19 protein-coding genes are annotated in these 19,832 nt (G+C 73.1%); 11 read left to right on the top strand and 8 right to left on the bottom strand.

Features of this window, described 5'->3' with window-relative positions:
* Nucleotides 1-32 precede the first annotated feature (32 nt).
* The 4 genes from IO20_RS0100260 to IO20_RS0100245 all read left to right on the top strand — a co-directional run bounded on the left by IO20_RS0100260 (nucleotide 33) and on the right by IO20_RS0100245 (nucleotide 4,543).
* The gene (locus IO20_RS0100260; protein ID WP_078945892.1) at nucleotides 33-1,481 is read left to right on the top strand and encodes a sensor histidine kinase; all 1,449 of its coding nucleotides are present in this window, start codon (nucleotides 33-35) and stop codon (nucleotides 1,479-1,481) included.
* Complete coding sequence (locus IO20_RS0100255; protein ID WP_030547903.1) at nucleotides 1,478-2,158, top strand: response regulator; 681 nt, start codon at nucleotides 1,478-1,480, stop codon at nucleotides 2,156-2,158. The genes IO20_RS0100260 and IO20_RS0100255 overlap by 4 nt, the downstream gene beginning before the upstream one ends.
* Nucleotides 2,159-2,369: 211 nt before the next feature.
* Nucleotides 2,370-3,350 carry an alpha/beta hydrolase gene (locus tag IO20_RS0100250; protein ID WP_030547905.1) on the top strand — a complete coding sequence of 327 codons (981 nt, stop codon included), beginning with the start codon at nucleotides 2,370-2,372 and terminating at the stop codon, nucleotides 3,348-3,350.
* Nucleotides 3,347-4,543 carry an acyltransferase family protein gene (locus IO20_RS0100245; protein ID WP_030547907.1) on the top strand — a complete coding sequence of 399 codons (1,197 nt, stop codon included), beginning with the start codon at nucleotides 3,347-3,349 and terminating at the stop codon, nucleotides 4,541-4,543. Before IO20_RS0100250 ends, IO20_RS0100245 begins: the two co-directional genes overlap by 4 nt.
* A 14-nt stretch (nucleotides 4,544-4,557) precedes the next feature.
* On the opposite strand, the gene IO20_RS0100240 is transcribed toward IO20_RS0100245, so the two are convergent.
* Both IO20_RS0100240 and IO20_RS0100235 read right to left on the bottom strand, forming a co-directional pair.
* Nucleotides 4,558-5,598, bottom strand: a complete 1,041-nt coding sequence (locus tag IO20_RS0100240; protein ID WP_030547909.1) for an aldo/keto reductase — start codon at nucleotides 5,596-5,598, stop codon at nucleotides 4,558-4,560.
* Nucleotides 5,595-6,011, bottom strand: coding sequence for a MerR family transcriptional regulator (locus IO20_RS0100235; RefSeq protein ID WP_030547911.1), 417 nt, complete (start codon nucleotides 6,009-6,011; stop codon nucleotides 5,595-5,597). Before IO20_RS0100235 ends, IO20_RS0100240 begins: the two co-directional genes overlap by 4 nt.
* Nucleotides 6,012-6,061: 50 nt before the next feature.
* Here IO20_RS0100235 and IO20_RS0100230 point away from each other — a divergent pair, with 50 nt between their 5' ends.
* On the top strand, nucleotides 6,062-6,892 hold the full coding sequence (locus IO20_RS0100230; protein ID WP_030547913.1) for a serine hydrolase domain-containing protein: 831 nt from the start codon (nucleotides 6,062-6,064) through the stop codon (nucleotides 6,890-6,892).
* Nucleotides 6,893-6,917: 25 nt separating this feature from the next.
* Here IO20_RS0100230 and IO20_RS0100225 read toward each other — a convergent pair whose 3' ends face one another.
* The 5 genes from IO20_RS0100225 to IO20_RS0100205 all read right to left on the bottom strand — a co-directional run bounded on the left by IO20_RS0100225 (nucleotide 6,918) and on the right by IO20_RS0100205 (nucleotide 12,675).
* Nucleotides 6,918-7,547: a hypothetical protein gene (locus tag IO20_RS0100225; RefSeq protein ID WP_030547915.1), complete on the bottom strand. Its 630-nt coding sequence runs from the start codon at nucleotides 7,545-7,547 to the stop codon at nucleotides 6,918-6,920.
* Nucleotides 7,544-9,067, bottom strand: a complete 1,524-nt coding sequence (locus tag IO20_RS0100220) for an ATP-binding protein (protein ID WP_051874327.1) — start codon at nucleotides 9,065-9,067, stop codon at nucleotides 7,544-7,546. The genes IO20_RS0100225 and IO20_RS0100220 overlap by 4 nt, the downstream gene beginning before the upstream one ends.
* Nucleotides 9,064-9,747, bottom strand: coding sequence for a response regulator transcription factor (locus tag IO20_RS0100215; protein WP_030547919.1), 684 nt, complete (start codon nucleotides 9,745-9,747; stop codon nucleotides 9,064-9,066). Before IO20_RS0100215 ends, IO20_RS0100220 begins: the two co-directional genes overlap by 4 nt.
* Before the next feature lie 97 nt (nucleotides 9,748-9,844).
* A complete protein-coding gene (gene murJ, locus IO20_RS0100210) occupies nucleotides 9,845-11,491 on the bottom strand; it encodes a murein biosynthesis integral membrane protein MurJ (protein ID WP_030547921.1) in 1,647 nt (548 codons plus the stop codon).
* On the bottom strand, nucleotides 11,488-12,675 hold the full coding sequence (locus IO20_RS0100205) for a lipid II:glycine glycyltransferase FemX (protein ID WP_030547923.1): 1,188 nt from the start codon (nucleotides 12,673-12,675) through the stop codon (nucleotides 11,488-11,490). Before IO20_RS0100205 ends, murJ begins: the two co-directional genes overlap by 4 nt.
* A gap of 210 nt (nucleotides 12,676-12,885) precedes the next feature.
* Between IO20_RS0100205 and IO20_RS0100200 the strand changes: the two genes are divergently transcribed.
* Complete coding sequence (locus IO20_RS0100200) at nucleotides 12,886-14,058, top strand: L,D-transpeptidase (protein WP_030547925.1); 1,173 nt, start codon at nucleotides 12,886-12,888, stop codon at nucleotides 14,056-14,058.
* A 17-nt stretch (nucleotides 14,059-14,075) separates the two neighbouring features.
* Here IO20_RS0100200 and IO20_RS0100195 read toward each other — a convergent pair whose 3' ends face one another.
* Nucleotides 14,076-14,732 (bottom strand): pirin family protein, encoded by a 657-nt coding sequence (locus IO20_RS0100195; RefSeq protein ID WP_030547927.1) that lies wholly within the window; start codon nucleotides 14,730-14,732, stop codon nucleotides 14,076-14,078.
* Nucleotides 14,733-14,856: 124 nt separating this feature from the next.
* On the opposite strand from IO20_RS0100195, the gene IO20_RS0100190 reads away from it, so the two are divergent.
* From IO20_RS0100190 to fabF, 5 genes are all read left to right on the top strand, one after another.
* A complete protein-coding gene (locus IO20_RS0100190; protein ID WP_030547929.1) occupies nucleotides 14,857-16,038 on the top strand; it encodes a PucR family transcriptional regulator in 1,182 nt (393 codons plus the stop codon).
* A gap of 89 nt (nucleotides 16,039-16,127) precedes the next feature.
* Nucleotides 16,128-17,045 (top strand): ACP S-malonyltransferase, encoded by a 918-nt coding sequence (locus IO20_RS0100185; RefSeq protein WP_030547931.1) that lies wholly within the window; start codon nucleotides 16,128-16,130, stop codon nucleotides 17,043-17,045.
* Nucleotides 17,046-17,063: 18 nt separating this feature from the next.
* Nucleotides 17,064-18,095, top strand: coding sequence for a ketoacyl-ACP synthase III (locus IO20_RS0100180; RefSeq protein WP_030547933.1), 1,032 nt, complete (start codon nucleotides 17,064-17,066; stop codon nucleotides 18,093-18,095).
* 56 nt (nucleotides 18,096-18,151) lie between these two features.
* Nucleotides 18,152-18,418, top strand: a complete 267-nt coding sequence (locus IO20_RS0100175) for an acyl carrier protein (protein ID WP_031126525.1) — start codon at nucleotides 18,152-18,154, stop codon at nucleotides 18,416-18,418.
* Between the two features lie 79 nt (nucleotides 18,419-18,497).
* Complete coding sequence (fabF, locus tag IO20_RS0100170) at nucleotides 18,498-19,760, top strand: beta-ketoacyl-ACP synthase II (protein WP_030547935.1); 1,263 nt, start codon at nucleotides 18,498-18,500, stop codon at nucleotides 19,758-19,760.
* The last annotated feature ends 72 nt before the right edge of the window (nucleotides 19,761-19,832 follow it).

Genomic DNA, 19,832 nt, shown 5'->3' with positions numbered 1-19,832 from the left:
GGGCCGGGCACGCTGCCTACCCTGGGCGGGTCATGGCTACCGAACCGCGGCACGAGCCGCCATCCTCCCGCCGGCCCGAGAAACCGAACCGGATCAGCCGGCTCGGCACCCGGACGCGTGCGTCGTTCCACGGGCTCGGTGCCCGCGCAGGCGAGACGTTCCAGGGATTCACGTCCGCGCTCACCACCCCCAGCGCGCCCGGGGCTCCCCTGCTCTCCGACGCCTCCTCTCGCTGGGTGCGGCTGGTGCCGTACGTCTTCGGCCTCGCGCTCGTCGCGTCGCTCCTGCCCACCACGGTCCACCTCCTCAGCGGGGACTACGGCGTCAACGGCGCCCTCGCCGGCGCGATCGGCACCGCCCAGACCGCGCCGCTGCTGCTCGCCGTCGCCCGCCCCCTGCAGGCCTGGTGGATCATCTTCCCCGCCAACCTTCTCGGCGCGCTCGTCCTGCTCGCATCGGACGGCCCGCGCGCCCATCTCTGGCCCTGGACCCCGCCGAGCGTCGTCGGCTACTGCGCGCTGATGATCGCGCTCGGCCTGCGCGAGTCCCGCCGGACGCTGTTCGGCGTCTGGCTGGCCACGGGCGCGGCCGGATACGCCATGGAGGTCTTCCGGCCCGACGGGTACACCAGCATCCACACCCTGCTGTTCGTGCTGACCGGGGTGCTGCTGCTCCTCACCTCGGCCGTACGCGCGCGGGGCGACGCCCAGCGGCTGCTGCGGGAGCAGGAGACCATCAGCGAGGCCGAACGGGCCCACCGCACCCTCCTGGAGGAGCGGGCCAGGATCGCACGCGAGCTGCACGACGTGGTGGCCCACCACATGTCCGTGATCACCGTGCAGGCCGACTCGGCCCCGTACCGCATCCCGGAGCTTCCGGAGGCCGCCCGCGAGGAGTTCACCTCGATCGCGGCGAGCGCGCGCGAGTCGCTGGCCGAGATGCGGCGGCTGCTGTCCGTGCTCCGCAGCGACGGCAGCGAGGGCGAACGGGCCCCGCAGCCGGGTCTCGACCGGGTCCAGCAGCTGGTCGAGGCGACGGTACGGGCCGGGGTGCCGGCCGAACTGCGGCTCGCCGCGGACCTCGGGGACGTGCCGCAGGCGGTGGACCTGTCCGCGTACCGGATCGTGCAGGAGGCCCTGGCCAACGTCGTCCGGCACGCGCCCGGCGCCTCGACCCGGGTGTCGGTCCGGGCGGACGAGGGGTGGCTGACGGTCCTCGTGGTCAACGGCCCCGCCACGGAGCCCGGTTCCTCGGTCGAGCGGGGCGCGTCCGGTACCGGGCACGGGCTCGTCGGCATGCGGGAGCGCGTACGGTTGACGGGCGGCTCGCTCGACACCGGTCCGCTGCCGGACGGCGGTTTCCGGGTGGCCGCACGGATGCCGCTGGCCCAGGACCCGGCCACCCCGACCGTCACGACCGCGACGACCGCGACGACCGCGAGCGGCACGAACATCCCCACGACCGGCAAGGAACCCGAGTGACCATCCGCGTGATCATCGTCGACGACCAGGCCATGGTGCGGGCCGGATTCGCCGCGCTGCTCTCCGCCCAGCCCGACATCGACGTGGTGGGCGAGGCGCCGGACGGGCGGCAGGGCGTGGACGTGGCGCGGTCCACGCACCCGGACGTCGTCCTGATGGACGTACGGATGCCGGAGCTGGACGGGCTGGCCGCCGCCCGGGAGATCCTGCACCCGCCGACCGGTGTCACCCACGTGCCGAGGGTGCTCATGCTGACCACCTTCGACGTGGACGACTACGTGTACGAGGCGCTGCGCGCGGGCGCGTCGGGCTTCCTCCTGAAGGACGCGCCGCCGGCCGATCTCATCTCGGCGGTACGAGTGGTGGCGGCGGGCGAGGCGCTGCTCGCCCCGTCCGTGACGCGGCGGCTCATCGCCGACTTCGCCGCGTCCCGGCCCGCGCCGCGCCGGGACACCACGGCCCTGCGCCTGAACGGCCTCACCCCGAGGGAGACGGAGGTCCTGGAGCTGATCGCCCGGGGCCTGTCGAACCAGGAGATCGCCGACCACCTGGTCCTCGCCGAGCAGACGGTGAAGACCCACATCGGGCGGGTCCTCGCCAAGCTGGACCTCCGCGACCGGGCGCAGGCCGTGGTCTTCGCGTACGAGTCGGGCCTGGTGACCCCGGGCACGTCCTGACCTCCCGGGCCCCTCCGCGCCCCCGGCCACCCCTCCCCCTGCCGACCCCCGGGGGAAAACCCCACCCCCGCGCTGGGGTTGGCCGCTCGTCCACCCCCTACCCGGGTATCAGCACAGGGTTGGCTCCCCGGTGTGACGTGTCGTCACCCGCCGTCTTCCTACCTTCCTCTCGCCGACGAACGAGCGAGAACCGGAGAGGGAGGGCGAGCCCATGCGCCGCTTTGCGAGGACCCTGACCACCATGGCCCTGGTGGCCACCGTGATCACCGGAACGGCCGGCTGGGCGTCGGGGGACGCGCAGCGGGCCGTGACCGGCGCCCCGGTCGGGACCGCGGCCTGGCGGGCTGCGGGGCTGCCGGACCCGGAGCGGATGAGCCCGGCCGAGGTCAGTCGGTTCTTCGCGGGCCTCGGCCCCGTACGACAGCGTGAACTGGCCCGCACGCACCCCACGGTCGTCGGGAACCTCGACGGCGCGCCCCTGGCCCTGCGGTACGAGGCCAACGCCCGTGCCACACAAGGGCAGTTCGAAGGGGCGCGGGTCCTGGCCCACGATCCGCGCGGCCGGGGACAGGTCGCCCTCGTGTACGGGGACCTGGAGCGGGCCGAGCACGTGGCGGTGATCGTGCCCGGCTCCGACACCGACACGGCGCACGTCCGGCCGCTCGCGGACATGGCGACCGCCCTGCGCCGGGCGACCGGCGGCCGTACGGCGGTCGTCGCCTGGGCCGGGTACACCACGCCCGTCGGCGTCGGCCTCGACGCGGCCACCGGCCGTCTCGCCGAGATCGGGGCGGACCGGCTCACCCGGTTCACCGACGGGCTCGCCGCCGTCGGGGCCGCCGAACCGTCCGTGTTCTGCCACAGCTACGGCTCCGTCGTCTGCGGCCTCGCCGCCCGCGACCTGAAGGCCAAGGACCTGGTGGTCTTCGGCTCCCCCGGGATGCGCGCCGAGAACGTCGCCGAACTCGGCACATCCGCCCGCGTCTGGGCCGCGAAGGACCCCACCGACTGGATCGACCGGATCCCGAACGTCGAGCTCGCCGGTCTCGGGCACGGCACCGACCCCACCGACCCGGCGTTCGGCGCCCGCCGCGTCCCGGCCGACGACGCCGCCGGCCACGGCGGCTACTTCGCGCCCGGCACCGGCTCCCTGCGCGCCTTCGCCGCCATCGCCGAGGGAGACGTCCGATGAACAGGCTGGCCGAGCGGATCGAATCCCGCACCCCCGTCCACCGCGACCGGGCGATCGACGGGCTCCGCGCCCTGGCCCTGCTCGCCGTGCCCACCGGGCACTGGCTGCTCGGCGGGTTCACGCTCTCCTCCGACGGCGCGATCCACAACGCGAGCCCGCTGGGCACGTTCGCCGGACTCGCCCCGGTCAGCTGGGTCCTCCAGATGCTGGGGATCTTCTTCCTCGTCGGCGGCTACGCCTCGGTGCTCTCGTACCGGCGCAGGAAGGGTTCGGCGGGCGAGTGGCTGAAGGCCCGGCTCGCCCGGCTCGGCCGCCCGGTCCTCGGGGTCACCGCGGTGTGGGCGGCGCTGCTGCCGCTGCTCCACTTCGGCCTCGGGGTGCCCGTGGACAGCCTGCGGACGGCGTCCACCCTCGTCATCCAGCCCCTCTGGTTCGTCGGCGTCTACACGGTGGTCACCGCGCTCACCCCGCTGTGCGTGCGGGCGGCCCGCCGCCTCGGGGTGTGGGCCGCGGCGCCGCTGCTCGGCTCGGTCGCCGTCGTCGACTTCCTGCGGTACGGGCCGTACGCCGACGCCGTGCCGTCCTGGCTGAGCCTCCTGAACATCCTGCCCGGCTGGCTCTTCGCCTACCAGCTCGGCGTCTCCTGGGGCGAGGGCCGGGTCACCCGGCGCCACGCCTGGGCGCTGCTGCTCGGCGGCACCGCGCTCTTCGCGGCTCTCCTCGTCTGGTTCGGCTACCCGGCGTCGATGGTCGGCGTCCCCGGCGGGACCCGCACCAACTCGCACCCGCCGTCGCTGCTCGTCCTCGCCCTCGCCGCCGCGCAGAGCGGTGCGGCGATCCTGCTCAGGAACCGGCTCGGCGCGCTCCTGAGGCGGCCCGCGCTGTGGGCCCCCGTCGTGATCGTCAACCTGTCCGCGATGACGATCCTGTGCTGGCACCAGACGGCGATGCTCACGGCGGCGATCCCCGCCTCGTACCTCGGGGAGGTGCCCGGTCTGGTCGGCGCGCCGGACTCGGTCGGCTGGATCCTCGCCCGGCTGGCGTGGATGCCGGTCTTCGCCGGACTGCTGGTCCTGATCGGGCGGTTCGCGCGGGGCTTCGAGTCGCCGTGGACGAAGACCGGAACGGCCCGCCGCACCGTGGCGGGGCTGCTGGCGGCGGGGTTCGCGGTCTTCGCCCTGGGGCTTGCGTGAGCGGGCGGAGGCGCTCAGACCTCGCGGGTCACCGAGGTGAAGCGCATGTCCGGGTAGCGGTCCCCCGCCACCAGGCCCGCGATCGGCTCCAGTTCGGCGAGCTCCTCCCCGGTCAGGGTGATCCGGGTCGCGGCCGCGTTCTCCTCCAGGCGGGAGCGCTTGCGGGTGCCGGGGATCGGGACGACCGTCAGACCGTGCACGGTCGCCCGCTGCTGCACCCAGGCGAGGGCGATCTGCGCCGGGGTCGCATCGTGCGCGGCGGCGATCCCGCGGACCGGTTCGAGCAGGGCGGCGTTCCGCTCCGCGTTCTCGCCGGTGAACCTCGGCTGGTACTTGCGGAAGTCGCCGCCCGACAGGTCCTTGGCGGCGTCCGCGAACGCCCCGGTCAGGAAGCCCCGGCCGAGCGGCGAGTAGGGCACGAAGGTGACGCCGAGTTCGGCGGCGGCCGCGACGGCGCTGCGCTCCACGTCCCGGGAGAAGAGCGACCACTCCGACTGGAGGGCGGCGATGGGGTGCACGGCGTGGGCCTCGCGCAGTTCGGGTCCCGTGACCTCGCTGAGGCCGAGGTACCGGACCTTGCCCTCCGCGACGAGTTCGGCCATCGCGCCGACGGACTCGGCGAACGGGATCTCCGGGTCGCGCCGGTGCATGTAGTAGAGGTCGATGGTCTCGACGCCGAGGCGGCGCAGGCTGTCCTCCGCGGCCTTCCTGATGTAGGCGGGGTCGTTGCGGACGGCCCGGTGGGACGGGTCGTCGGCGCGCCGCTCGATGGCGAACTTGGTCGCGAGGGTGACCTCGTCGCGGTGCGCGGCGAGGAAGGGGGCGAGGAACTCCTCGTTGGCGCCGCTGCCGTAGATGTCGGCGGTGTCGATCAGGGTGACGCCGGCCTCCAGGGCCGCGTCGAGGGTGTCCCGGGCGGCTGCCTCGTCGGTCTCGCCGTAGAACTCGCTGATGCCCATGGCGCCGAAACCCTGGACGCCGATCTCGGGTCCGTCCTGGCCGCCGAGCCGTACGGTGTCGATCCTGGTCACGCTGGTCTTGTTCGCGCCGGTCATGATGAAGTGCCTCCGCATGCGGTCCCGTAATGGCTGATCTTGATGTCGAGCACGGCGAGCGTGTCCTGGAGCTCGGTGATCCGGGAGAGCACGTCCCGCCGGGTGGCCTCCAGGAGCTCCCGGCGTTCCTCGCGGGTGTGGTCGCCCTCCCGTACGAGCTCCGCGTACCGGACCATGTCGGCGACCGGCATCCCGGTCAGGCGCAGCTTGCCGACGAACCCCAGCCAGCCCAGGTCCCCTTCGGTGAAGCGGCGCTGGCCCGTGTGCGAACGGTCGACGTGCGGCATCAGGCCGATGCGCTCGTACCAGCGCAGGGTGTGCGCCGAGAGGCCGGTCAGGGCGGCGACCTCGCTGATGGTGTAGTGCGCCCGGGTTCCGCTCGGACCGGCGGCCGTGCTCGCGATCACGCTCATGCCCCCACGCTAAAACGTTGGAGTGCACTCGAAGCAAGTAGGCTCGGCCCATGCAGAGCAGCTTGCCGAGCCTGGCGTCGATCGAGAACTGGCCCGTTCCCACCGCGGCGGCGGCCGTCGTCCGCGCGGACGGCACCCTGGCCGGGTCCCACGGCCCCACCGGACGGCGTTTCCCGCTCGCCTCGGTGACCAAGCCGCTCGTGGCGTACGCCGTCCTCGTCGCGTACGAGGAGGGGGCGATCGACCTCGACGAGCCCGCCGGGCCCGAGGGCGCGACCGTCCGCCATCTCCTCGCCCACACCTCGGGGCTCGCCTTCGACGAGAACCGGGTGATGGCCGCGCCCGGCACCCGCCGGATCTACTCCAACACCGGCTTCGAGGCGCTCGGCGACCATGTCGCCAAGGCGGCCGACATCCCGTTCGCCGAGTACCTGCGTCAGGCGGTCCTGGAGCCGCTCGGCATGACCGCGACGAGCCTGGAGGGTTCGCCCGCCAAGGACGCCGTGTCGACCGTCGACGACCTGGTGCGGTTCGCCGCCGAGGTGCAGGCGCCGCGGCTGCTCGACCCGCGCACCGTCCTCGACGCGATGAGCGTCACGTACCCCGGCCTGACGGGCATCCTGCCCGGTTACGGGCACCAGCGGCCGAACGACTGGGGTCTCGGCTTCGAGATCCGCGACGGCAAGTCCCCGCACTGGACGGGCGCCGGCTCCTCGCCGCGCACCTTCGGGCACTTCGGGCAGTCCGGCACCTTCCTGTGGATCGACCCGGACGCGCGGGCCGCGTGCGTGGCGCTCACCGACCGCCCCTTCGGGGCGTGGGCGGTCGAGGCCTGGCCGCCGTTCACGGACGCGGTACTCGCGGACCTGCGCGCGGCCTGATCCGGCCTGATCCAAACGAAAGACCCTAGTCGTCGCAGCGCGCTGTCGGCAGCAGGCCGTCGGGGCCGCCGACCGACACGTCGACACGGCCGGCCGGGTGCTTCGCGTAGGCCGTCGTGCACACCAGCTGACGGACCGCCGCCTCGGGCAGTTCGTTGACGGGGAAGGGCGCCCTGAGCCGGACCAGCGGACGTGCCGCGTCGGTCTTGGCAGGGATCTCGGTGACGCGCGGTACCGGTTCCGCCCCCCGGATCCTGCTCGACGGCAGGGCGGTGGTGATGCCCGCCGCGGTCTCGTTCTCCCTGGGGCCCGCGAGGAGCGCGGCGAGGATCTTGTCCGTGGCGTCCGAGCCGCGCAGGTCGTCCACGGATATCTCGTATCCCGGGCCGAATCCGTCGTAGGGGGTGCGGTCGTCCCCCGAACCGTCGGTCGGGGACGACGGATCGGGGTAGGAGGGGCCGACGTCGCGGACCACCGGCATCGACCGGCCGTCGGGGCCGAGGAAGTAGAGCACGATCCGGCTCTCGGGTATCGGCGCGACGACGACGGTCGCGGCCCCGCCCGCCTCGACGACGTCGGTCTCCTGGATGCCGCAGCCGGCGAGCGCGACCAGCAGGGCGGCGGACACGGCCGCCGGGGCCGTCCGGCGGTTCACAACGGCATCCGTACGGTGAAGACGGCCCCGCCCACGGGGTCGTTGGCGGCCGTGACGGTGCCTCCGTGCAGCCGGACGTTCTCCAGGGTGATCGCGAGGCCGAGGCCGCTGCCCGCCGAGCGGGTGCGGGCCTGGTCCGCCTTGAAGAAGCGGTCGAAGACGTGCGGCAGGACGTCCGGGTGGATGCCCGGGCCCCGGTCGGCGACCTCCGTCACGAGGCTGTCCCCTTCCGCGTACAGCCGGACCGTCACCGGCGCGCCGCCGTGCCGCAGGGCGTTGCCGACGAGGTTGGCGACGACGACGTCGAAGCGGCGCGGGTCGAGCCGGGCCCTGATCCCCTCGGTGAGGTACGGGACGACCTGGGCCGGGTCGGTCCAGCGCCGGTGCTGGAGGGTCTTGCGGACGCAGTCGGCGGCGTCGACCTCGTCCGTGTGCAGTTCGGCGGCGCGCGCGTCGAAGCGGGAGATCTCCATGAGGTCCTCGACGAGCACGGCGAGCTTGCCGGTCTCGGCGCTGATCAGGCGGACGGCGCGGGCGGTGTCGCTGTCGAGGCCGTCGGCGTCCTCGTCGAGGACCTCGGTGACGGCGAGCATCCCGGCGAGCGGGGTGCGCAGTTCGTGCGAGACGTCGGAGGCGAAGCGGCGGGCGCGGGCCTCTGCGTTGCGGAGTTCCGCGACGGAACGTTCCAGCTCGGCGGCCGACTCGTTGAACGTCCGGGCGAGGTCGGAGAGTTCGTCGCTCCCCTTGGCGTGGATACGGGTGTCGAGCCGGCCACGCCCCATGCTGTGGGCCGCCCGGCGCAGCTCCCGTACGGGCCGGAGCACACCGCGTGCGGCGATCAGCGCGGGGACGAGGGCGACGGCGAGGGCGGGGAGGGCTCCGTCGCGGGCGGCCATGACCATGGCCTCCACGTTGGCCTCCTCCGCGCGGAGGTCCATCACGGCGTAGAACACGAGGCCGGTGCGCTGGGGCGGCCCGTCGGCCGAGCGGGCGTGGAAGACGGCGGGGACGGCGATGGTGAGGTACGGGGTGCCGCCCTTCACCACCCGCTGGAAGCTGCCGTGCTGGAGGGTCTCGTCGGCGGCGCGGGCCCGTAGCTCCGGGGTGATGACGGAGGAGGTGGGCCGGTCGGTGGAGGAGACGCGCACGGTGCCGTACTCGGCGTAGACGCGCCACGGGTGGGGCTTGCCCTGGCGGGCGATCCGCATGAGGGAGTCCCGCAGGCTGTCCTGCACGACGGGCAGATCGGTGCTGAGGGCCTCGACCTGCTCGCGGAAGGCGGACACGGCGGTGTCCTGTGCCTGTTCCAGGATGGCGTTGCGGGCGGCCCGGTAGGTGAGGGCGGCGGTGGTGCCGCAGCCGACGGCGGCGACGAGCAGGAAGGCGAGGACGAGCCGGGTGCGGAGTCCGAAGGGGTGCGGGCGCAGGCGCGGGCCGCGGGCCCTGCGCCGCGACGCGCGGTCCGCTCCTTCCGCCTCGTGCCGGTCGGCGTCCGGTTCGGGTCCTACGCAGGCCTTCACAGCGGTCCGAAGCGGTAGCCGAAGCCCCGCAGGGTCTGGATGTAGCGGGGTTCGCCCGGGGTGTCCTCGATCTTGTTCCGCAGCCGGCGGACGCAGGCGTCGACCAGCCGGGCGTCGCCGTGGTAGCTGTGCTCCCAGACGTGTTCGAGGAGCTGCTGGCGGCTGAAGACCTGCTCGGGGGCGGCCGAGAGGTGCAGGAGCAGCTTCATCTCGGAGGGGGCCAGGGCGATGCGCTCGCCCGCCTTGGCGACGGTGAGGCCGGCCCGGTCGACGGCCAGTTCGCCGTGGAACTCGACGGCGGAGCGGCTGCCGCCCGGCTCCTCGATGCGGCGGAGCACGGCCCGTATCCGGGCCTCGATGACCTCGGTACGGGCGGGCTTGACGATGTAGTCGTCGGCCCCGGCCTCCAGGCCTATGACGACGTCGAAGTCGTCGCCTCGGGCGGTCAGCATGATGATCGGCAGCTGGCTGCTCTCGCGGACGCGGTGGCAGACCTGGACGCCGTTCATGCCGGGCAGCATCAGGTCGAGCAGCAGCAGGTCCGGGCGGAAGTCGGCGAGCGCTTCGAGCCCGGCCTCTCCGGTGGGCGCGGTCCGCACCTCGTGCCCACGGCGGCGCAGGCCGAGTTCGACGCCCTCCCGGACGGAGGGGTCGTCTTCTATGAGGAGCACGCGGGGCATCTGTGGAGTATCCCAAGGTCGGTGCGGGGGGTGTCGCGGGGGCGGGTGTCGCGGGGGCGGGTGTCGCGGGGCCGGGTGTCGCGGGGCCGGGTGTCCGTCACCGGCGGCGGAGCGCGCGGAGGCGTCCGGAGCCCGCCGCGAGGAGTGTCCGGACCTCGGTGAGGCGGAGCGGCCTGGCGAGGACGGCGAAGGCGCCGAGGACGGTCAGCGCCCCGGCGGCGCCGGCGGGCACCGCCCCGGCGGGGCCCGTGAGGTCGGTGACGAGGAGCCCGTATCCGGCGGCGGGCACGGCCGCGAGCAGCAGCCGCACCAGGCCGGGGAGCGCGCCGCCCTCGGACGGGGTCCCGCCGAGGCGGCGCCGCAGCACGTACGCCGTGAGCGCCCAGCCCGCCCACAGGGCCAGCGAGTAGCCGGCCGCCATGCCCGCGACCGCCCACCGGGCGGGCAGGTAGTGGTAGGCGGCGAAGGACAGCGCCGCGTTGAGGCCGGCGATCACCAGGTTGAGCAGGAACGGGGTGCGGGTGTCGCGGAGGGCGTAGAAGGCGCGCGTGCACACGTACTGGCCGGACAGGGCGACGAGGCCGGGCGCGAAGGCCATCAGGATCCAGGACATGGCGCGGACGTCGTCGGCGCTGGTCGCCCCGTACCGGAAGACCACCGTCATCAGCGGTACGGCGAGGGCGAGGAGGGCACAGGCGGCGGGGACGACCGCCGCCGAGCTGGTCCGCAGCGCGTACGAGACGTCCCGCCGGACGCCGGCGAGGTCGCCCTCGGCGGCGGCGCCGCTCATCCGGGGCAGCAGCGCGGTGACGAGGGAGACGGTGATGATGCCGTGCGGGACGGTCCACAGCAGATAGGCGTTGTTGTACGCGGCGAGACCCGAGCCGCCGCCGACGCCGGGTCCTGAGCCCGCCGACGTGGCGAGCAGGGTGGTCACCCAGTACGCGCCCTGGTTGGTGAGGACGAGCAGGACCAGCCAGCCGGCCGAGCGCAGCGGCGCCCCGAGGCCGCTGCCGCGCCAGTCGAGGCGGGGCCGCCAGCGGAAGCCGGCGGCGCGCAGCGAGGGCAGGAGCGCGAGGGCCTGGAGGGCGATGCCGCCGGTGGTGCCCCAGCCGAGCAGGGCGGTCTCGCCGGGGGTGAGGGTGCCGCCGTCGCTGACGACGAGGAAGAGGCCGAAGACGGCGACGACGACGACGTTGTTCAGGACGGGGGTCCACATCATGGCGCCGAACCGGCCGCGGGCGTTGAGGACCTGGCCGAGGAGGGTGAAGAGCCCGAGGAAGAGGATCTGCGGGAGGCAGGCGCGCGCGAAGGCCACGGTCATCTCGCGCCGCTCGCCCGTGTAGTCGGTGTACAGGTCGACGATGAGGGGCGCGGCGAGGACCGCGGCCGCCGTGAGGACGGTGAGGGCGAGCACGCAGAGGGTGAGGAGCCGGTCGGTGTAGGCGACGCCGCCGTCCTCGTGCTCCTTGGCGGCCTTGACGAGTTCGGGGACGAAGACGGCGTTGAGGGCGCCGCCGAGGAGCAGCATGTAGACGATGGTGGGGACGGAGTTGCCGACCGCGTAGCCGTCGGCGACGTAGCCCGCGCCGAGCGCGGCGGCGACGACGGCGGCCCGGACGAAGCCGGTGGCGCGGGAGACGAGCGACCCGGCGGCCATCAGGGCGCCGCTGCGGAGTGCGGACGGCGCGGCCTTCGGCTTCTCGGGGCGGTCGGCGGTGAGCGTGGCGGCGGCGCTCGTCATCGGCGGGCCATGTAGGCCGTGAAGGCCCGGTACAGCGCGTGGTTGGTCGTGCCCTGCATCGGTGTCTCCCACTCCCCCAGCGTCTCGACGACCTGTCCGCCCGTGCCGAGCTTCCAGCGCAGGAGCCCGTGGGCGCGGTCGCCCGGATCGAGGGTGGAGGGTACCCCGCGCAGGTCGTAGACGGCGGCGCCGAGCGCGTGGGCGTCGAGCAGCATGCGCCACTGGAGGGCGTTGGAGGGGCGGACCTCGCGCCGGTGGTCGGCGGAGGCGCCGGTCTGGTACCAGACGCGTCCGCCGACGGTGACCATGGTGTGGGCGGCGAGGATCTCGCCCTCGTGGCGGGCGAGGTAGAGCTTCATGCGGCCGGGGTGTTCGGCGTTGAGGACGGCGTACTGGCGCTCGTAGTACGCGAGGGAGCGGCCGAGCCGGAAGCCGTCGCGCTCCTCGGTGACGCGGAGCAGCCGGTAGAACTCGGGAAGGTCGGCAGCGGACCCGAGGGTGATCTCGACGCCGGACTTGCGGGCCTTGCGGACGTTGCGCCGCCATTCCTGGTTGAGGCCGCTCCACAGGTCGTCGGGGGTGCGTCCGGTGAGCGGGACCTGGAAGACGTGCCGGGGCTGGGCGTCGGCGCCGTCCTCGGACTCTCCGCCGCAGCGCCGCCAGCCGCGGGCCCGCAGGCGTTCGGCGACGACGGTGCCGAGCGGGTCGACCTCGTCGGCGAGTACGTCGGCGAGCCGGCGGCCCGGTCCGGTGCCGGCCTTGACGGTGGCGGCGCTCCACCGCCGGTGGGCGGGGCCGGGGCCGATGCGCACGGCGAAGGCGCCGGAGGCGCGCAGATGGCCGAGGAGCGGGGAGAGCCAGCCGTCGACGTCGGGGTCGGCCCAGTCGGCGACGGGCCCTTCGGGCAGGTAGGCGAAGTACTTGCGGGTGCCGGGGAAGGGCCGCAGGAGGACGAGGGCGACGCCGGTCAGCTCACCGGACTCCGGCCCCCAGCCGACCAGTTGGTGGCTCCAGCCGTCCTTCACCTGGGCCCAGGAGGGGACTTGGAGGAAGCTGGGCCCGTCCGCGCCGGTGCGGGACGCCAGGAAGGCGCGGTAGACCTCGGGGGTCACGGGGCCGAGCCTGACCGGTCCCACGGGGGCGCGGCGGTCGGTGGGTGCGGCCGTCACGAGCAGTGCTGACACAACGGGAGCCTCCTTGTTCCGCCCCTCGGTGGTGGGGCGCACAGCAGGCTCACAGCCGAATTCGACGGGTGCGCGCGGTGTTTGTGACCGGACGATGACCGTTGTGCCGCAGCCCTCGTCACATGGGCCGCGGGCGGCTTCCGGGCACCGGGGGGCGACTTACAGTCCAGAACATCCCACCTCGATCCCTCACCACCGCGGAGGTCTTCCGTGCTGCTCATACGCACACCCCGTCCCGTTCTCGCGGCGGTCGCTCTGACCGTCTCCCTCACCGCCTGCACGGCGCAGGCGGCGAACGGCCCGGCGGGGTCCGAGGCCCCCGCGTCGAAGGCCCCGCCGGCGAAGGTGACCGTCGTGGACCCGGCGGCCGGCCGGCCGGTGACCGTGACCGTCACGGGCGGCACGATCGCCGGGGTGAAGGTCGTCGACGCGGACGGCGGGGCCCTCACCGGCCGTACGGGGACGGGCGGGGCGCGCTGGACGTCGGACCGCAAGGCGGCGCCGGGCTCCTCGTACACGGTGGAGGTGACGTCCCGTACGGCCGACGGCAGGGAGGCGGCGACGTACCGGTCCTCCTTCACCACCCCCGAGGCCGCTCAGGTCAACAAGCTGACGCTGGCCCCCGGCAAGAACACCACCGTCGGCATCGCCCATCCCCTCTCGATCGTCTTCGACCTGCCGGTGACGCGGAAGGCGGACGTGGAGCGGCAGTTGAAGGTGACCACGTCGAACGCCACCGAGGGCTCCTGGGGCTGGGTCAAGGACTACTCGGGCCGCGACAGGGCGGACTGGCGGCCCAGGGAGTACTGGAAGCCCGGCACGAAGGTCACCCTCGAAGCGGACCTGAACGGCACGGACTCGGGCGGCGGCTGGTTCGTACGGGACTACCGCACCGGCTTCACGGTCGGCGCCGCGCAGGTCGTCAAGGTCGACCTGGACCGCCGGAAGCTGACCCTGAACCGGGACGGCAGGACCGTCCGCACGATCCCGGTCTCCGGCGGCACCCCGGGCGGGGACAAGCGGTCCTGGCGGGGCACGGCCGTGCTGATGGCGAAGGAGGGCACGATCAACATGAACTCGGAGACGGTCGGGCTCGGGGACGCCTACGACAAGATGGTCGACTACTCGATGCGGCTGACCTGGTCGGGCATGTACGCGCACGCGGCCCCGTGGAACGCGGCGCACTTCGGCCGGGCGAACCGGAGTTCGGGGTGCATCGGGATGAGCGACGAGAACGCCGCCGCCTTCTACTCGGCCGTGAATGTCGGCGACCCGTTCGAGATCACGGGCAAGGACACCAAGGGCACGGTCGCGGAGGGCAACGGCTACGGGGCGTGGAACCTGAGCTGGGAGCAGTGGAAGGCGAAGAGCGCGGTGCGCTGAGGTGGGCACCCGGGGGCCTACAGGGCGGCGCGCATCTCCCACAGCAGGGCCTCGGCGTCGGAGGTGGCCAGCAGCTCCTGGCCCTTCGGCCCGGTGAGCCGGGCCGCGTCGCCCGGGCCCAGGTCCTCGCCGTCCAGGCGCACCGAACCGCGCACCACGTGGACGTAGACGTGCCCCGCCTCCGGTACGGGGACCCTGGTGCCCGCCGGCAGGCGGTGGGTGTGGAGCGTCGCGCCCGCCTCCGGGAGGTCGTACGGGCCGTCGAGGTTCCTCACCACCTCGTACGACGGCTCCCCGCCCGGCGACAGCGGTGCCAGCCACATCTGCACGAAGACCAGGGGGACGGCTGCGTCGTTGCGCTCGACGTGCCGGACGCCTCCCGCCGAGCTGAGCCGCTGGAGGTCGCCGGGGCGGACGACCGTGGTGTGGCCGGCCGTGTCGTGGTGGGTGAGTTCGCCCTCGACGACCCAGGTGACGATCTCGGTGTGGCTGTGCGGATGCTCGTCGAAGCCCGCGCCGGGCGCGAGCCGCTCCTCGTTGCAGGCGAGGAGCGCGCCGAAGCGGAGGTTGTCGGGGTCGTAGTGCGGCCCGAACGACAGGGCGTGCCGGGTCTCGATCCCGGCCGCCGGGTCGCCCCCCGGGTACCGCTCGGCGGCGCGCTGGATGCGTATCACGCGGCCCACGGTAGTGCGCGCGTGCCCATCGGTGGTGCGCACGTCCTTGTCGGCAGGGCCGCCTCCGGAGGCGAAGCCGCCCCGACCCCGCATGCCGCCGTCCCGATAAGGCAGTCTTGTCCCCGTGCCAGAACCCACGAACCGCCCTCACCCGCACACCGCGACCCTGAAGCGCCTCGAACAGTCCGCCGGGCGGCTCGCCGCCGGTGCCATCGCCCGCATGGACGAGACGCTTCCGTGGTACCGGGCGATGCCGCCCGAGAACCGGTCGTGGATCGGTCTGGTCGCCCAGGCCGGAATCGCCGCGTTCACCGAGTGGTTCCGGCACCCCGAGACCCCGCAGGCGATCTCGACGGACGTCTTCGGCACGGCGCCCCGCGAGCTGACCCGGGCGATCACCCTGCGCCAGACCGTCGAGATGGTCCGTACGACGATCGAGGTCATGGAGTCGGCGATCGAGGAGGTCGCCGCTCCCGGCGACGAGTCGGTCCTCCGTGAGGCGCTGCTCGTCTACGCCCGGGAGATCGCCTTCGCGACGGCCCAGGTGTACGCGCAGGCCGCCGAGGCCCGGGGCGCCTGGGACGCGCGCCTCGAATCCCTCGTGGTGAACGCGGTCCTCTCCGGCGAGGCCGACGAGGGCGCCGTCTCCCGCGCGGCGGCCCTCGGCTGGAACTCCCCCGACCATGTGTGCGTGATCCTCGGCACCGCCCCCGACGGGGACAGCGAGCTGACGGTGGAGGCGATCCGCCGGGCCGCCCGGCACGCCAAGCTCCAGGTCCTCACCGGCGTGCTCGGCGACCGTCTCGTCGTCATCGCGGGCGGCAACGACAACCCGCTCGCCGTCGCGAAGGCCCTGATCGGCCCGTACGCGGCCGGTCCCGTCGTCGCCGGCCCCGTCGTCCCCGACCTGCTCGCCGCGACCCGTTCCGCGCAGGCGGCGGCGGCCGGCCTCAAGGCGTGCACGGCCTGGCAGGACGCCCCGCGCCCCGTCCTCGCGGACGATCTCCTGCCGGAGCGCGCCATCGCGTCGGACCCTTCGGCGCGCGAACAGCTGGTGGAGGAGATCTACAGACCGCTGGAGGAAGCGGGCTCGGCGCTCCTGGAAACGCTCAGTGTCTACCTGGAGCAGGCCAGCAGCCTGGAAGGCGCGGCCCGGATGCTCTTCGTCCACCCGAACACCGTGCGATACCGGCTTCGACGTGTGACCGACGTCACCGGTTGGTCACCCTCCGACGTACGCTCCGCGTTCACGCTGCGGATCGCGCTCATCCTCGGACGCTTGGCCGACGGAGATACGCAGTCCTAGACTTTTGTCGAACACCAACAATTCCCCCGACGGTTCTTCGTCCCTGTCCCCACGGGCGCCGGGAGCCGTCCCCAAGAGAGAGTGTGAGGGTGCTCGTACTCGTCGCTCCCGGCCAAGGCGCCCAGACGCCCGGCTTCCTGACCCCCTGGCTCGAACTCCCCGGCGCCGCCGACCGCGTCGCGGCCTGGTCCGACGCCATCGGGCTCGACCTCGCCCATTACGGCACGAAGGCGGACGCGGACGACATCCGTGACACCGCCGTGGCCCAGCCCCTCCTCGTCGCCGCCGGTCTGCTGTCCGCAGCGGCCCTGGGCGACGTGTCGCCCGGCGTCGTCGCCGGTCACAGCGTCGGCGAGTTCACCGCCGCCGCGTTCGCGGGCGTCCTCGACGAGACCGCCGCGCTGCGTCTCGTACGGACCCGTGGGCTCGCGATGGCCGAGGCCGCCGCGATCACCCCCACCGGCATGTCGGCGCTGCTCGGCGGCGACCCCGAGGTGACCGTCCCGCACCTGGAGAAGCTCGGCCTGACCCCGGCCAACGTGAACGGCGCCGGCCAGATCGTGGCCGCAGGCACCCTGGAGCAGCTGGCGGCCCTGGAGGCCGACAAGCCCGAGGGCGTCCGCCGGGTCGTCGCGCTCAAGGTCGCCGGCGCCTTCCACACGCACCACATGGCCCCGGCCGTGGCGAAGCTGGACGAGGCGGCGAAGGAGCTGTCCCCGGCCGCCCCGGCCACCCGCTACGTCTCCAACAAGGACGGACAGGTCGTCACCGACGGCGCAGAGGTCCTGGCCCGCCTGGTCGGCCAGGTCGCGAACCCGGTCCGCTGGGACCTGTGCATGGAGACCTTCCAGGCGCTGGGCGCGACCGCGCTGATCGAGGTGTGCCCCGGCGGCACCCTCACCGGCATCGCCAAGCGCGCCCTGCCCGGAGTCGCCACAGTGGCCCTGAAGACTCCTGCCGACCTGGACGCTGCACGTACGCTCATCGCCGAGCACGCGGCCGTCTGACGAGGAGTGTCGAGAAGCATGTCGAAGATCAAGCCCAGCAAGGGCGCCCCGTACGCGCGGATCCTCGGTGTCGGCGGCTACCGCCCGACCCGGGTCGTGCCGAACGAGGTGATCCTCGAGACGATCGACTCGTCCGACGAGTGGATCCGCTCGCGCTCCGGTATCGCCACGCGCCACTGGGCCTCGCCCGAGGAGACCGTCGCCGCCATGTCGGTGGAGGCCTCGGGCAAGGCCATCGCCGACGCCGGGATCAGCCCGGAGCAGATCGGCGCCGTGATCGTCTCCACGGTCTCGCACTTCAAGCAGACCCCGGCCGTCGCCACCGAGATCGCCGACAAGATCGGCGCCGGGAAGCCGGCCGCGTTCGACATCTCCGCCGGCTGCGCGGGCTTCGGCTACGGCCTGACCCTCGCCAAGGGCATGATCGTCGAGGGTTCGGCGGAGTACGTCCTCGTCATCGGTGTCGAGCGGCTCAGCGACCTGACGGATCTGGAGGACCGCGCGACGGCCTTCCTGTTCGGTGACGGCGCCGGAGCCGTGGTCGTCGGCCCCTCCGACGAACCGCACATCGGCCCCACCGTCTGGGGCTCCGAGGGCGACAAGTCGGAGACGATCAAGCAGACCGTCCCGTGGAACGAGTTCCACGTCGGCGACGTCTCCAAGCTGCCGCTCAACGAGCGGGGCGAGATCAAGTTCCCCGCCATCACGCAGGAGGGTCAGGCGGTCTTCCGCTGGGCCGTCTTCGAGATGGCGAAGGTCGCCCAGCAGGCGCTGGACGCCGCCGGCATCTCGGCGGACGACCTGGACGTCTTCATCCCGCACCAGGCGAACATGCGGATCATCGACTCGATGGTGAAGACGCTGAAGCTGCCGGAACACGTCACGGTCGCCCGTGACGTCGAGACCACCGGCAACACGTCGGCGGCATCGATTCCGCTCGCCATGGAACGACTCCTGGCGACCGGCCAGGCGAAGAGCGGCGACACGGCGCTCATCATCGGCTTCGGGGCGGGTCTCGTCTTCGCCGCGACGGTCGTTACCCTCCCCTAGGCACTCCGGTTCTCCCGGAAGCCCATTTCCAAGCAATCACAAGAAGGAGCGCCACCATGGCCGCCACCCAGGACCAGATCGTCGAAGGCCTCGCCGAGATCGTCAACGAGATCGCCGGCATCCCGGTCGAGGACGTCCAGCTGGACAAGTCCTTCACCGACGACCTGGACGTCGACTCGCTCTCCATGGTCGAGGTCGTCGTCGCCGCCGAAGAGCGCTTCGACGTCAAGATCCCGGATGAGGACGTCAAGAACCTCAAGACGGTCGGCGACGCTGCCGACTACATCCTGAAGAACCAGGACGGCGGCATCAAGAAGGTCTGAATCAGCTCCCGCTGACTCGGCCTGCCACCCGGCGGTGGCGCCGTATTCCGACCATCACACACATGGAGAACGAATTCCTGTGAGCTCGACCAATCGCACCGTGGTCGTTACCGGTATCGGCGCAACCACACCGCTGGGTGGCGACTCCGCGTCGACCTGGGAAGGTCTTCTCGCGGGGCGCTCCGGCGTCAAGCCCCTGGAGGGCGAGCGCTTCGCCGAACTGCCCGTGCAGATCGCCGCGACCGCCGCCGTCGACCCCGGTGACGTCCTGCCCCGCCCGCTCGCCCGCAAGCTGGACCGCTCGGCGCAGTTCGCGCTGATCGCGGCCCGTGAGGCCTGGGCCGACGCGGGCTACACCGCGCCCGCCGGCGAGGACGACAAGATCGTGCCCGAGCGGCTCGGTTCCGTCATCGCCTCCGGCATCGGCGGTGTCACCACCCTGCTCGACCAGTACGACGTGCTGAAGGACAAGGGCGTCCGCCGTGTCTCGCCGCACACCGTGCCCATGCTCATGCCGAACAGCCCCTCCGCCAACGTGGGCCTGGAGGTGAACGCCCGAGCCGGCGTCCACACCCCCGTCTCCGCGTGCGCGTCGGGTGCCGAGGCGATCGGCTACGCCGTCGAGATGATCCGTACCGGCCGTGCCGACGTGGTCGTCGCCGGCGGTACCGAGGCCGCGATCCACCCGCTGCCGATCGCCGCCTTCGCCAACATGATGGCGATGTCCAAGAACAACGACGAGCCGACGAAGGCCTCGCGTCCCTACGACACCGGCCGTGACGGCTTCGTGCTCGGCGAGGGCGCGGGCGTCGTGATCCTGGAGTCCGAGGAGCACGCGAAGGCGCGCGGCGCGCGCGTCTACTGCGAAGTCCTCGGTCAGGGCCTGTCGGCCGACAGCCACCACATCGCGCAGCCCGAGCCGACCGGCCGGGGCATCGCGGCCGCGATGCAGAACCTGCTCGACGCGACGGACCTCAAGCCGTCCGAGGTCGTCCACCTCAACGCGCACGCCACGTCGACGCCGCAGGGTGACGTCGCCGAGATCAAGGCGCTGCGGAAGGTCCTGGGCGACGACCTCGACCACGTCGCGATCTCCGCGACGAAGTCGATGACCGGTCACCTCCTGGGCGGCGCCGGCGGCATCGAGACCGTCGCGACGGTCCTGGCGCTGCACCACCGTCTGGCCCCGCCGACGATCAACGTCGACGAGCTGGACCCGGACGTCGACGCGGACATCGTCCGCGACGAGCCCCGCGCCCTCCCGCAGGGCACGATCGCCGCGATCAACAACTCGTTCGGCTTCGGCGGGCACAACGTGGTCCTGGCGTTCCGCTCGGTCTGATCCGCCTACGCGCGACTGAAGGCCCGCCCCCCGGACTTCCTGGGGTGGGCCTTTCGCGTGCCTGGGTGGGCC

This window comes from Streptomyces exfoliatus, assembly GCF_000725545.1.
Classification (GTDB): Bacteria; Actinomycetota; Actinomycetes; order Streptomycetales; family Streptomycetaceae; genus Streptomyces; species Streptomyces exfoliatus.
Note: the sequence above shows the minus strand (reverse complement) of the source record. Positions and strands in the feature narration are given on the sequence as shown.

What these genes read in the sequence shown, in the direction of transcription:
- IO20_RS0100260 (WP_078945892.1), top strand. Translation starts at nt 33, where the DNA reads ATGGCTACCGAACCGCGGCACGAGCCGCCATCCTCCCGCCGGCCCGAG.
- IO20_RS0100250 (WP_030547905.1), top strand. Translation starts at nt 2,370, where the DNA reads ATGCGCCGCTTTGCGAGGACCCTGACCACCATGGCCCTGGTGGCCACC.
- IO20_RS0100245 (WP_030547907.1), top strand. Translation starts at nt 3,347, where the DNA reads ATGAACAGGCTGGCCGAGCGGATCGAATCCCGCACCCCCGTCCACCGC.
- IO20_RS0100240 (WP_030547909.1), bottom strand. Translation starts at nt 5,598, where the DNA reads ATGACCGGCGCGAACAAGACCAGCGTGACCAGGATCGACACCGTACGG.
- IO20_RS0100235 (WP_030547911.1), bottom strand. Translation starts at nt 6,011, where the DNA reads ATGAGCGTGATCGCGAGCACGGCCGCCGGTCCGAGCGGAACCCGGGCG.
- IO20_RS0100230 (WP_030547913.1), top strand. Translation starts at nt 6,062, where the DNA reads ATGCAGAGCAGCTTGCCGAGCCTGGCGTCGATCGAGAACTGGCCCGTT.
- IO20_RS0100215 (WP_030547919.1), bottom strand. Translation starts at nt 9,747, where the DNA reads ATGCCCCGCGTGCTCCTCATAGAAGACGACCCCTCCGTCCGGGAGGGC.
- murJ (WP_030547921.1), bottom strand. Translation starts at nt 11,491, where the DNA reads ATGACGAGCGCCGCCGCCACGCTCACCGCCGACCGCCCCGAGAAGCCG.
- IO20_RS0100180 (WP_030547933.1), top strand. Translation starts at nt 17,064, where the DNA reads ATGTCGAAGATCAAGCCCAGCAAGGGCGCCCCGTACGCGCGGATCCTC.
- IO20_RS0100175 (WP_031126525.1), top strand. Translation starts at nt 18,152, where the DNA reads ATGGCCGCCACCCAGGACCAGATCGTCGAAGGCCTCGCCGAGATCGTC.